This is a genomic window from Actinotignum sp. UMB0459, from assembly GCF_051905915.1.
In the GTDB taxonomy this organism is placed as follows: Bacteria; Actinomycetota; Actinomycetes; order Actinomycetales; family Actinomycetaceae; genus Actinotignum; species Actinotignum sanguinis.
The window spans coordinates 109,395-121,767 of sequence record NZ_JBQAIK010000014.1 but is presented as its reverse complement, the minus strand read 5'-3'; the positions used below and the strand labels follow the sequence as shown (position 1 = coordinate 121,767).

Genomic DNA, 12,373 nt, shown 5'->3' with positions numbered 1-12,373 from the left:
TGCTGATGAGCAACGATGAGACTGCTCGGGCTGGCTCGCATAAAAGCATTAACCGCTGCTACCGGAAATCCCGGACCCGGAATGCACGCGGTGGGGGGGGGGGGGGGGCGGCCCCCCCCCCCCCCCCCCGGCCCCGGTTGCGTGGCGTGCCACGCGGGTTATTTCTTGGCCGAATTAGCGCAGCGCGCTGCCCGGGATAAGGTCCAGGTAGAGCGAGTTCTCGTGTTCGAAAACGACGGCGAGGTTATCCGCGAGCCACACGGCGTCGGAGTAACCGAATTCGCCCGGGCCCAGGGAGCGGAGCAGGCGTCCGGCGTCGTCGACAATAGCGCCGTTCTCCCGAGCGGTATCCGAATGCGGGTGGATGAGGACGGTGCCATCTCCGCAGGTGATCAGCTTGGCATTGCAGCCCGGATCGGGGAAACTCAGGGGCTGCGGTTCAGACCAGGTCAGACCGTCCTTCGAGCGCGCCACCACGCGCCCGCCCGCGCCTTGGAGGCGGATATTTGCGATCACCTCTCCCCCGCAGACCTCGAGGGTTGTTTCGTCCAGGCCGGGAGTACCCACCGGGCGAATCGGCTCGGAAATTGCCACAATCTTGCCCGCGCGCACATGCACCACGTAGATAACGGCCTCCCCGCCGCGGTTTGTCACATAGGGGAGAAGCGCGGTATCGCCCAGCAACGGCGTGGAACCGGACGTGGCAAAGAGGCCATCACAACGCAGCTCGCTATAGAGCTCATCGTCCACCCGGGTATGGGTTAGGGAATCGAGGCCGGTACCCCAGGCGATCCAGGCTTCCAGCCGCGGGCCGGCGAAGCGAGAGCCGAAATAGCCGATCTCCTCCGAAGCCGCGTAGGCCAGGGTAATGCCGGCATCCGGCGCGGCGTTCTGGTCGCCTTCATTCCCGGTGCTCGCACCTTCGGGCCCACCGGCCACACACGGATCCCCGCACACGGCAGGGGTCCCCGGAACCGGGCGCGGTGCGGAAAACTCGAGGTCATCAAGGCGCAGCGGCGTACCCGGCGCGGGGAGTTGAGCGCTGATATAGCAAATCCGGTTGGGATTAGGGAGATCGGCGGCCATCGCCCCGCCCAGGTTTTCCCAGTCAAAATCCCCGCTCGGATGCGGGCGTTCATCGAAGAAGACGGTCAGGTGATGATCCCGATGCAAGACTGCCGGGATGCGGAAATCACGGTCGGCGGTACGGGTGACGAGCGCGCGGGCCGAACGGCCAGCCGCGGCGCCAGCGCTGGGCACGGTGGCCTGCGCACGATCATTGTGCGGGTCCTGGTATTGAGAAGTCATGACACCATCCTATGTGGTTGTCAGACTTAATGCCGTGCGCCGGGCGCGGGCCGCCGCTGCGGACTTTTCCGCGATATAACGGGGCTGGTGGGCGAGAAGTGCGGCGTCGTCGCCCTCGGTAGCCGGAAGGCGAGTGCCGGTGGTACACATCATGTTTTGACAGGGCCGCCGCGCTGTGTAAAATCCTGTGTGCAGCAAGCGAGGCCGGGCGGTACCACCCGCGTTTCCAGCTGTTCGCGTACAACAACGATACTGATTCTTGACCGTTACTAGAGCTTGCACTGAATACTTTTCTTGTTTTACGCTAGCGTTCAGCGGCCCATGACCGTGTGACACCCCCGGTGTTTCGTCCGGTACGACGACGCCACCCCCAACCCAACCTAACAGCAGCGCATATGTACTCGATGCATGCCAAGCGCTGGCTAATTCCTGACCGAATTTCCCCTGTGGGACCGAGTTGCGGAGGACGACGACTCTCATGACCACTCAACCGACTCGCCTGACCCGGTGCACGGCCGAGGATATCCCCACCCTCGCCACCATCCGCCGCACCATAGAAGAAACTATGGCCGCGGCCGGGAACAGCCAGTGGCCGCTCGGTTCGCTACCCGTGTGGAAGATCGCTGAGCAAGTGAACGCCGGCGAATTTTGGGCCTTGCGCGCGGCTGATGGCACCATCACCGCCGCCGTGCGCGCACTCCACTCCGACCCGCTCATCTGGTTCGATGATATGCCCGCCCTCTACCTGCACACCCTTATGGCCAATCCGGCCGTGGAGACCAAGGGGGCCGGGCGCGCGATCCTGGCCGCGATGGCCCAGCTGGCTGTTACCTACGGTTATGATCGCGTACGCCTGGACTGCGTGGGCCCGCTGCGCGGCTTCTATGCCCGCCAAGGTTTTGAGGATACTGGCATGACCCATTCCGGTAATCACTCGGCGGATATGGATGCGCACCTGATGGAGCGCATCCTGCTGCCCGAGTTCACGCCGGTAGGTGAGTTTGGAACGGTACTCGAAGCAGCGGCACCACTGGTGTAACAGCGGGTGAAACTACGCTAAACTAGCCTTTTGCAGCCCGCGTGGGCGGTGCTGCTAGGAGAGTTGTCAGAGCGGCCGAATGAGACGGTCTTGAAAACCGTTGTGCGGCGACCCCGCACCAAGGGTTCGAATCCCTTACTCTCCGCTTTATGCTACAAAAGCATGCCGAACCTTCGGCATGCTTAGTACCGCATCGAAACCGCCCGTTACCGGAACCGGGACACATCGAATTCACCGTAGCGAGCAGGTGTCTTTATCCCCGCGCTGAGTAGCGGGCTGGAATGGAGCAGCGGATCTATTTGGTGGGTGAGCCATCCAGTAGCAATCCCTACTTTCGAGGTGAGTTCATCCATAGCTACGAATATTTTGTATACAGAACGCGGAGAGAACTGACCGTGCGTTTTCTTCGCCCTACGCTCAATGTTGGGAAGCAGCCCGGGAGCATCAAGAACGGAGTGATTCCACAACTTCGAACAGTGGGCGCACCTATTACGTAGATACACAAACGACCGTATTTGGCTAGGCAACGTACGCCTTGAAGTGCTGAGAGACTTAGCGATCTCATCTAGCACGCCTGATTCTCCAGATGCTGCGATTAAACGGGAAAGGGCGCCGAACGTCATTCCTTCTACGGCAACCCAGATAGGCATTCGATCATACGCCTCTAACGCGTACGAGTTCCCAATTCTAATGTCATCCCGGTAATGAGCGATGAAAGATTCTTTGGAATGCTCAAGGTTATTCAGCGCATGTTCTTCAGCCCGTACACCGTTCGGATTTGGGGGTTGCGTAAAACCGTCCCCACGGGCGAAGCCGCCGAAGGGCGCGACGAGATGACCGTACGAGTACGCAAATCTCGTACGGAGCAACACTTCTAGCGGGTGTAATATGTCGTTACATTTCACGACGAGCTGTTCCTCAGCTTCGTAGAGTTGCTTTATTTTCTCGAAAGAAGTACCCGGAATAAACCGATTATCGTTACGAACCGGGTCGCGTTGCCAGTAGCGGAAATAGCCGGAAAGCCTGTAGTAATTTACTCTAGATAAAAACTCTAGCGCCACTTTCTCATTTTGAATGCACAGCCCGCGGTCTACAAGCAGTGAAAGCTGTTGTTCGTAGGTAAGCCATTGTTTCATTTCGCCTGCCTGTAGAGAAAGGCCCCGGTCATTTGTGCATTGCTAAAAGCTAGAGGCCTGACCGGGGGTCTATCACTAGTCAATCTAGTTGGATAGTTTCCGAAAAGCAATGGGAGATGCACACATCAGTCATCCAGCCCAGATGTGAAACATAACGCACCTGGCCTGTAGATTTTGTTCTCGCCGAGCAACGATGTAAACTCTTATCTGTCGCAAAACGAGGCGGGTTAATCGCTCGCCTCCTCAATTTTTTATTGAGGAGGTCTTCGGTAACTCTCTCGCGACTGTGCGCTCGTAGCTCAGTGGATAGAGCATCTGACTACGGATCAGAAGGTCGGGGGTTCGAATCCCTTCGAGCGCGCGAAGCTCCTCCTCGGTGACGCAAATCCCGGTGGGGAGCAATTTCTTTTCTCGGGCCCATGCCCCACCCCAAGCCGGAACGGTGCTACCCCCGCAATTCGCCCGAAGCCCGGCCAACACAACCAAGGGCTAATAAACCAAGCTAACGCGAATGCTTCAGGAACGCCGGCAAATTGACCGGGTTGAAACTGAAAACCCCCGGATCGGTAATATCGACTTCCCACGTCTGCGCCTTGCCCTCCGCAGTCCAGCTAATAAGCGCGGTAGTGGCTTTGCGCTCCACATGAAAGTCGATCACGTTCTCCCACGGGTACCGCCGGAAACGTTTGCCGTCCGCTCGCGAAATATGTGACAGCCCCGACGCGCCTTCCGGATTGATCACAATAAACTCGGCGTCGGTGACCACGAGCACCCGGATCACCGCCGCGTCGATCGCGTTCCACAAGTTTGAGACCAGGAGCTTGCCGATTCCATTCAGGAAGCTGCGATACTTGCGTGCCACCAGGTAGTTCCCGTTAGCCTCGATACCTTGCTCGCGAAGAAACGTGAGAATATCTTCTTCCGTCACGCCCCGAATAACGCCCATGACCGTACACCTTCCTCGCAACTATCGCGGCGAACGAGGAGATCCCTTTCCCGCATCCTTGCGCGAAGTTTGTCACCTCAATAGTTTTAGATTACACCTTTTTACGACGACGCACACCCCTGCCCCGCAGCCCTTTCGCATAGCATCACCAATTAACAGCCAACCCCTCCCCGCGCCAACAATTCACCCAGCTCACAGCACTTTAACATTCTCCTATCAAAATCGCTTTAACTAACACGAAATTTCATTTAGGGTTAGAAGCATAAGTAATCACTACTCTGGATAGGACATCATGACGAAGATGCGCAGGCTCGCCGTCGGAACACTATCCGCCCTCACGGTCCTCGGATGCGGAATCGCACCACTCGCCGTCGCGGATGTTCCCACAGCAGATAACCCCAGTCCCGCAATTGTTTCGGGGCTGGCAAGCGGTGATGGCAGCCTCATCACCCCGCAAGATAAAAACGGAAAAGACGCCAAATTCAGCGTGGGTATGCAGCTACGCGCAGCCGATGGCTCGGCGTCCAATAATTTCCCGATGCCGGCCAACCCGCAGCAAGATCCGGGCAACCGCCTCGATTGCATGCGTAATAACCTCATTGATCTCACGAAGACCACCGAGCTCACCGCACGCATCCAGGTACGCAATAACACCGCGACTACGCTTTACGGGCTCAATTACCAGGTAGGCTGGAGCGATGGCAATGCCGCCTATGATACCTCCGGCGCCCCGGCTGAAGCTTCAGGTTTCGTTGTGGACGGCCCCAAGCTTAAGGAATTCTTCGCGAACTCAGACGTGTCTACCAAGGTGACCATCTGGCTCATCCTCAAGGACAACACCCAAAAGACCCTCGCCATGATGACCGATGCAGACTGGGATAACGTGGCAACGGTGTGGATCCGCGGTAACCTCCCGGCTTCTACCGGCCCGGACGATATCATCACGGTGGATGTCCCCCTCAAGTTCAATCAGGATATTGCCACAGTCAAGGGTTTGATGCCGATCGCTTCGTTGCAGAACCACAAATTGGTTCAGTCTGGGACTGATTACGGCGAAGATATGTCTAAGAAAGCCCAAGGCTACAAGCGGATTATCCGCTTCCGCGGTTTCACTCCGCTCACCCAGCTAGATAACGGAGCTACGGCCAACCAGCACGGCACCACCGGGAAGTTCGTGGCTGTGGAGAAGTCCGGTGCCGCCAATTACAATGACCTTTCCGGCCCCTTCACCCAGGTCCCTCTTGATATTCAGCAGGCTATGCCCGCGGTTAAGCACCGGGACGTGGATGCCGCGAAGAAGGTTCCCTTCGCTGACGGTTTCAATCTGCAGTACCAGACCACCTACACCAATGGGCTGAGGTCACAGTGCACCGGCTACGACAGCATGATCTCGAAGATTTCAACGGCCACGGTGAATTCCTACCAGATTGACCTCATGCCGATCCGGGATGCGATCCGCGATAAGGGGTACTCCGTTGGGGCAACCGCCAACCAGATCATGCCGGTCTACACCTACGGCATGTCCGCCGCGCAGCCGAGCTTTGTGGACGCCGAAGGAAATCCCATCGCGATGAACGCGGGAGCGTATGCACCGCTCGCGGCGGAGCTCTCCAACGCACACGTGCGCCTGGTCAAGGTTGTTGAGGCCAGCGATGTCACGATTCCGCAGTACAGCGCTTATGATGCGCGCGCCCAGCTGAGCACGATTCGCGGTCTCGCAGAGCAGGCAGCGCAGGCGGGGAACCTTGACCTCGCCACGCTCACAACCGACCGGGATCCGCAGGCGGTCACCGACGCGAAGAAGGTCATCACCTACTCCACCGCGAATTACGATGCCCCGGATGCTACCGGCATTCCCACCCGTGTCACCATTGACGCTTCTCAGGTGGATACTGCCACGCCCGGCGTGTATCCGGTCACCTACAAGCGCGCCGTGAAAACTCAGGATGCCGCGGGTACCTGGGTGGAAGATATTGTTTCGACAACCGCGCAGGTCACCGTCACCGCGGTGAACGCCGCTTACCAGCCGGCCTCTGCCACCCGCGAGAATCTGGATCCGGTCACCGTGAACGTGGCCGCCCCGAGCTTCGCGGATGCGAGCGGCGCTGCGGTGACCCCCGCGCTCAGCCAGAACGGTGCTTACGCACTCAATGACGGAGCGACCCTTCCCAAGGGCTGGGACGTCGTAGTTAATCCGAACGACGGCGCACTTTCCGTGACAATCGGGAAAGAGGCCGCCACCGGAACCCACGAGCTGCCGATCAAGGTGACGTTTGCCGATGGGAGCAGCACTGTTCTCAACGCGCAGGTAAGCTTCACCCAGAAGGCTGCGACGCTAACCCCGGGCACGCCGATTCCGCCGGAGCCCACGACCGAGCCGACCACCGAGCCCACGGTTGATCCCACAGTTGAGCCGACCACCGAACCGACGGCAGACCCGACAGTTGATCCAACGGTAGCGCCCACGGCCCAGCCGACAGCTCCGGTAGCGCCCACGGCCGTGCCTACAGCTGCTCCGACTGCCGAACCGACCGTTGCGCCTACCATTGCACCGGCAGCTCCAAGCACCGCATCCGCACCGGCCGAACCGGTGGCTCCGAGCAAGCCGACCCGCACCATCAAGAAGAAGCTCCCCGCCACCGGCGCGCAGAGCGCGTGGTTGGTGGCTGGTGCCTTTGCATTGCTGGGAACCGGGCTGCTGATGCGGCGCCGGCACAGCTAAGTAGCGCCAGCCACGCATGGCTCATGACTAAAACACAGTGCAGGCTCAGCAGTGCATAGCCACAGTACATAAGCGCTAGTTAATAACAGGTGTGGCCCAGGACCGCGAAGGTTCTGGGCCACACCCGTTTATTGGAGCAACATTTTTAGGGGAAGGCCGCCGCCCGCTAGCTGCGCCGTCGTTCTATAGAGAAACCGCGGCAGCGCGGGTGCGCACGCCCTCAAGCTTGCCGCGCAACCCGTGCGGGGAAATCAACCAAACCACCAGGAACATGATGCCCTGGGCCGTAACCACCGCGGCACCGGAGGGCAGGTCGAGCCAGTAGGAAACGTACAGCCCCACCAGCGCGCACACGGCCGCGAAAATCGGGGCGAATATGAGCATGACGCGGAAGCGGTTGGTGACCAGGTAGGCCGTGGCACCCGGCACGATCACCAGCGCAATAATGAGGATTGCGCCTACCGCCTGCATGGCCGTTACCACCGTGAGCGCCAGGCAGAAGAGCAAAATCGCGCCGAGCGTGCGCGCCCGGATGCCGATGGCTTGCAGATGGGTGGGGTCGAAAGCGTAGGCGGTAAGGTCGCGCCGCTTGAAGAGCAAAATCGCGAGCGCGAGCGGTGCCAGGATGACCACCTGGATCATATCCGCGCGAGTGACGCCCAGGAGGTCACCGAAGATCACGTGGTTGAGGTCCACATTGGAAGGGTTGAGTTTAATGAGGATCAACCCGACCGCGAAGAATAATGTAAACACCGCTCCCATGGAGGCGTCTTCTTTGACTCGCGAGGTGGAGCGCAGCAGGAAAATGAGCGCCACCGCGATGAGCGCGGCGATGACCGCGCCCAGGGAGAAGGGCATTCCCAGTACATAAGCGATAACCACGCCGGGCAGAATCGCGTGCGAGAGCGCGTCGCCCATAAGTGACCAGCCGATGAGCACCAGCCAGCAGCTGATGACCGCGCACACTATCGCCGCGGTGAGGGTGACCGTGGCACCCCGCACCATAAAGGGGTGCGTCCACATTTCAACGAAAAGTTCGTACCACACTAGCGATTCTCCTTTGCCTTGCGCAGGTGCGTGGCCGGGTCCGCGGCCGGGTCGGGTTCGTTGTGGTCGGGGACGACGCCGAAAGCCTGCATGAGGTGCTCGGGCTGCATGGCCTCGGCCACCGGGCCGTGGAAAATAACGCGGCGGTTGAGGAGGAGCACTTCGGAGCACAGTTGGGGTAGCCCGGCCAGGTCGTGGGTGGCGACCAGGATAGTTACCCCGGAAGCAGCCAGTTTCTGGAGCAGCGCGATAATCATGGTTTCCGAGGGCTTATCCACCCCGGCGAAGGGCTCGTCGAGGAGCATGAGCTGGGCGCCCTGCGCGATGGCCCGCGCAATAAAGACGCGTTTGCGCTGCCCTCCGGAAAGGGAGCCGATCTGGCGTTCCGCGTAGGGGGTCATTTCCACCATGTCGAGGGCGTGGCGCACCGCCGCGCGATCTTCGGCGCGGGCACGGCGGGTGGGGCCCATGAAGCCGTAGCGGCCCATGGTGACTACCTCGCGCACGCTCACCGGGAAAGCCCAGTCCACGCCTTCGTTTTGGGGAACGTAGCCAACCAGGCCGGCTTTGCGGGCCCGCGCGCCGCTCTGGCCGAGGATCGTAATATCCCCGCCGTGCCGCACGGATCCCATAATTGATTTCATGAGGGTGGATTTACCCGAGCCGTTTTGCCCCACGAGTGCGCAAATAACACCCGGGGTCAGCCCGAAGCTCACCGAGGTGAGGGCCTGCACCGAGCCGTAGCGCGCGTGAACGCCGCTCACCTCAAGAGCGTATTTCGGAGATTCTGTTGGTGTTGCCACCGTTCCTCCGCCTTTCTGCGATTGTGACATGCCTGCTAGCCGCGTTGGCCTGCCAGCTACGTTGGCCTACTGGCCGCGCTGACCTACTAGCCACGTTGGCCTGCGAACAGCGTTTATATGCGAGCGGCGTTTACTTGCCGGTCGGTTTCGTGGGTTCGCTCGCGGCTTCCCCTGCTTTGCCGGTTAGCCCGCGGGTGATGAGATCGGCGTCGTACCGAAGCAAATCGAGGTAGGTGGGCACGGGGCCGTCCGCCTCGGAAAGCGAGTCTACGTACAGTAAGCCGGCCACCGGCACGCCGGTATCCTCGGCGACGGATGCCATTTTGTCATCCACGGTGGATTCGCAGAACAGCGCCCGCACCCCGGAGGTGCGCACAAAATTCTCGAGGTCGGCCTTGGCCTTGGGGGTTTGTGCGCCTTCGGCATTAACCGCCCACAGGTACTTTTCTTGCAGGCCGTGATCGCGCGTGAGGTAGGAGAAAGCACCCTCGCAGCTCACCAGCGCGCGCTGGGATTCGGGAATGGTAGCCAGGGCCGCGTCCATATCGGTGGCGATGGCGTCCAGCTGCTTCTTGTAGTTTTCACCGTTGGCGCGGTAGTCCTCCGCGTGGGCGGGATCCACTTTCGCGAAAGCGGCGACCATATTATCCACGTAGAGTTTGCCGTTCTTCGGGCTCATCCACGCGTGCGGATTCGGTTTGCCCTGGTAATCACCTTCCGCGATAGCGACCGGCTCAATTCCATCGGAGAGGTTGACACGTTCAGCGGTGGAATTCTCCACGAATTTCTCAAACCACCGCTCCAGGCCCAGGCCGTTGTAGAGGATGATATCGGCGCCTTCCGCGCGCTTAATATCGCCGGGCGAAGGCTGATAGTCATGGATTTCTTCGCCCGGATTGGTGATCGACGCGACCTCCATATGGTCACCGGCGATATTGCGTGCCATATCGGCCAGTACCGTGAAAGTGGTGAGCACCTGCGGTTTCTCACTTCCCGCGCTTTTTTCTTGCGACGACGCAGCCCCGCAGGCCCCCACCACGGCAAGCATGCTCGCCAACAGCGCGGCCAGGCCGGCCCGTACCGCACGCCGTTTATATCCCATTCCCATCACCATCCCCTTTCTGGCTTATACTGGGCGTTGAGTCCTGATTGGATGTACCTCGTGAGGAAGCCCAGCGCTCGTAAGTAAGGGTACCCTTACTTTTTGGTGACGGGGCTTAATCCTACGCGACATTGCTCCCGCGCGCGAGGGTGCGGGTACACAGCCGGGACTTTCTCCCCGGTTATTCGCCACATTTTTACTTAATATGACATCTCCCACCGCGCCGCCGAGCGTGAACACCACATTTTGCTGTCGTAGGCCCCGGGTAGACTTCCCCCATGGATGAGATGGACGCTATCGGACGGGAAATTGATACCATCGCCGCTTCCCTCGGTGATATTCCGGAAGCCGAACCCGGCGAACCGGGCTACATCATTAATACCTGGGAACGCGTGGTAACCGCGTGCCGGGCAGGGATGCGGCCGGTGGCATCCACGGAAGGGCTGCGCCTGGCCGTGGCCATCGGGCACAACCTAAAAACTGTGGAACTTTCCCCCGCCCGCGATGCGGAGGGGCGTTCCTATCTCAATCTGCGCTGCGGGGTGGGCCGGGCGGATCTCATTGATGTGACCGGCCTGGCCGGCTGGGTTTTTGAGACGTTCTCCCTGGGGGATGTGCGTATTGTCGGGGAGGAAGTGGTCCTGCACCTGGCCTTGCGCATGGCCGGGTTACCTTTCTCGCGGCTAACCAGCATGGTGAAATTCCTCGTCGTCGCCGCTATTGACGCTACCGCGGTATTCGTGCGCGGTCTGGATAACGTTCCCCCCACGAAAGATGATCTTTTCGGGCCGGAGGCGGTGGCCGGCGCCGGGGATATTCTGGAGGATACCTTCTCCGCGCGCCCGGAAATGAATCCTTTTGTGGGGAATGCGCCCGGGGATGCCGATCAATTCACGGATCCGGCCGGGGTGGATACCCGTTTCGATGAGCTGCTGGGCACGGCCGGGGTGTATCGCTGGAACGGCTTGGTTTCCGCGCTCGCGCCGCTGCTCGGGCAGCGCGATGCGGCTGAGGCCGAATACGGTTTCGGGGCCACGCTCCGGGTGGGTGGTAACGAAGTGCCGGTGGTGATGCTGCGTAATGCCCTGGTCAGCGGGGCGGATAGCGCGGCGGTGACCTTGCGGTTGGGGGATGCCACCGCGGAGGCCGTCCGGGAGGCGGCACGCCAGGCCGCGGCTCTTCCGCTCGGCGGAGTGGTGGTACACGGCACGGATCTTTATTTCAGCCACGCTTTTGAGATCAGCGGGCAGCGGCCGGGGTGGATTGCCAGCCAAATCGAAGGCGCGGCGCGTTGCGCCCGGGAACTCAGCGGGCCGGCGGGCCCGGGTACCGCAGCGGGCCAGGGCGGCCCGGGCAGCACTGGCGGTGCGCGCTAAATAATCCTCACCGCGGCGCCCGCATTACTGTTCGTGCGCGCCGCGCTCATGCTCTGCCGCGGGTAGTTCCAGCACTACCTCCCGGAGGCGCTCCCACAGGTCCGCTTCGGCGTCGTAGGCTTCGGCAACGATGGATTCGGGGAAGTAGGCGGTATCGCGTTCCAGGCCCAGCAGGCAGGGATAAAACCCGCCGCACTGGCGGTAGGCCACCCAGGCAAGCGGCGCATGAGCCACCAGCCTGTCCCCGATGAGCACTCCGAGCCCGGAGGCGAGGGCCTGCCGGGAACGCTGGCCGCGCAGGTCATGCAGCAGCGCGCAAATATCCCGTAAATTCTGGGGTAGTTCCCGGCCGCGCGGCACCAGTTTCTTCGCTTCTTCGCGTGCCTCATGCAGATAATTCTCATCTCCGGGGGCGAGCCAACCGATGCTCCCTTCCGGGTAATAATCGGGATTATCGCATTCGCGCAGGGCCGGCAGTAGCGAGGCTTCCCAGCCCAGGTAACGCCCGTTCGTAGCGGCGGCAATAAGTTCAAGATACGAGCGCGAATCGGCAATAACGCCATTATCCACGGCGGTCGCGGACCAGAGGGTGAGCATCCACGAATCTTTGGAACGCCCGAATTGGGAAAGTTGCGATTGCTGCACCCAGCCGTTGCGTTGCAGGCGGGTGCGAGCGGCTACCGCAGCGCGGCGGGAAGAAAAGCGGAGGCGGTTGATCCACATGCGCGGGGCGGTCAGGCGGGCTGCTTCAGCGACCATAGCAAGCAGAGCGTGGTCCAGTGCGGAGGCATCCGCCTGGTTGTCGCTCTCGGGGGCCAGATGTGCTCCATGCGCCATGGCTGTTGGTACCGTCCTTTGCTACTCGAGGGTCGCGGAATAATCACGAGGATGCTC

Annotated in this window: 11 protein-coding genes and 2 tRNA genes; 5 read left to right on the top strand and 8 right to left on the bottom strand. The window is 60.8% G+C overall.

What is annotated here, in order from left to right; translation table 11 throughout:
* Positions 1–174 precede the first annotated feature (174 nt).
* Together ACTFPK_RS04920 and ACTFPK_RS04915 are read right to left on the bottom strand one after the other, a co-directional pair.
* On the bottom strand, positions 175–1,308 hold the full coding sequence (locus tag ACTFPK_RS04920) for a sialidase family protein (protein ID WP_274778546.1): 1,134 nt from the start codon (positions 1,306–1,308) through the stop codon (positions 175–177).
* A gap of 9 nt (positions 1,309–1,317) precedes the next feature.
* Positions 1,318–1,461, bottom strand: a complete 144-nt coding sequence (locus tag ACTFPK_RS04915; protein WP_274778545.1) for a hypothetical protein — start codon at positions 1,459–1,461, stop codon at positions 1,318–1,320.
* A gap of 325 nt (positions 1,462–1,786) precedes the next feature.
* Here ACTFPK_RS04915 and ACTFPK_RS04910 point away from each other — a divergent pair, with 325 nt between their 5' ends.
* Both ACTFPK_RS04910 and ACTFPK_RS04905 read left to right on the top strand, forming a co-directional pair.
* A complete protein-coding gene (locus ACTFPK_RS04910) occupies positions 1,787–2,347 on the top strand; it encodes a GNAT family N-acetyltransferase (protein ID WP_274778544.1) in 561 nt (186 codons plus the stop codon).
* Positions 2,348–2,404: 57 nt separating this feature from the next.
* Positions 2,405–2,492 (top strand) — tRNA-Ser (locus ACTFPK_RS04905).
* 61 nt (positions 2,493–2,553) lie between these two features.
* On the opposite strand, the gene ACTFPK_RS04900 is transcribed toward ACTFPK_RS04905, so the two are convergent.
* Positions 2,554–3,483 carry an Abi family protein gene (locus ACTFPK_RS04900; protein ID WP_274778543.1) on the bottom strand — a complete coding sequence of 310 codons (930 nt, stop codon included), beginning with the start codon at positions 3,481–3,483 and terminating at the stop codon, positions 2,554–2,556.
* Between the two features lie 288 nt (positions 3,484–3,771).
* Between ACTFPK_RS04900 and ACTFPK_RS04895 the strand changes: the two genes are divergently transcribed.
* Positions 3,772–3,844 (top strand) — tRNA-Arg (locus tag ACTFPK_RS04895).
* A gap of 141 nt (positions 3,845–3,985) precedes the next feature.
* On the opposite strand, the gene ACTFPK_RS04890 is transcribed toward ACTFPK_RS04895, so the two are convergent.
* On the bottom strand, positions 3,986–4,411 hold the full coding sequence (locus ACTFPK_RS04890; RefSeq protein WP_284891656.1) for a hypothetical protein: 426 nt from the start codon (positions 4,409–4,411) through the stop codon (positions 3,986–3,988).
* Between the two features lie 310 nt (positions 4,412–4,721).
* Here ACTFPK_RS04890 and ACTFPK_RS04885 point away from each other — a divergent pair, with 310 nt between their 5' ends.
* Positions 4,722–7,151 (top strand): YPDG domain-containing protein, encoded by a 2,430-nt coding sequence (locus ACTFPK_RS04885; RefSeq protein ID WP_439911238.1) that lies wholly within the window; start codon positions 4,722–4,724, stop codon positions 7,149–7,151.
* A gap of 183 nt (positions 7,152–7,334) precedes the next feature.
* Here the strand turns inward: ACTFPK_RS04885 and ACTFPK_RS04880 are convergent, their stop codons facing one another.
* The 3 genes from ACTFPK_RS04880 to ACTFPK_RS04870 form a co-directional block, all read right to left on the bottom strand.
* Positions 7,335–8,174 carry a metal ABC transporter permease gene (locus ACTFPK_RS04880; RefSeq protein ID WP_274778551.1) on the bottom strand — a complete coding sequence of 280 codons (840 nt, stop codon included), beginning with the start codon at positions 8,172–8,174 and terminating at the stop codon, positions 7,335–7,337.
* A gap of 23 nt (positions 8,175–8,197) precedes the next feature.
* Positions 8,198–9,031: a metal ABC transporter ATP-binding protein gene (locus tag ACTFPK_RS04875; RefSeq protein WP_284911975.1), complete on the bottom strand. Its 834-nt coding sequence runs from the start codon at positions 9,029–9,031 to the stop codon at positions 8,198–8,200.
* 100 nt (positions 9,032–9,131) lie between these two features.
* Positions 9,132–10,109 (bottom strand): metal ABC transporter substrate-binding protein, encoded by a 978-nt coding sequence (locus tag ACTFPK_RS04870; protein ID WP_439911237.1) that lies wholly within the window; start codon positions 10,107–10,109, stop codon positions 9,132–9,134.
* Positions 10,110–10,381: 272 nt separating this feature from the next.
* Between ACTFPK_RS04870 and ACTFPK_RS04865 the strand changes: the two genes are divergently transcribed.
* The gene (locus tag ACTFPK_RS04865; RefSeq protein ID WP_439911236.1) at positions 10,382–11,479 is read left to right on the top strand and encodes a hypothetical protein; all 1,098 of its coding nucleotides are present in this window, start codon (positions 10,382–10,384) and stop codon (positions 11,477–11,479) included.
* A gap of 24 nt (positions 11,480–11,503) precedes the next feature.
* On the opposite strand, the gene ACTFPK_RS04860 is transcribed toward ACTFPK_RS04865, so the two are convergent.
* On the bottom strand, positions 11,504–12,316 hold the full coding sequence (locus ACTFPK_RS04860; protein ID WP_126135732.1) for a ribonuclease E inhibitor RraB: 813 nt from the start codon (positions 12,314–12,316) through the stop codon (positions 11,504–11,506).
* Positions 12,317–12,373: the final 57 nt, after the last annotated feature.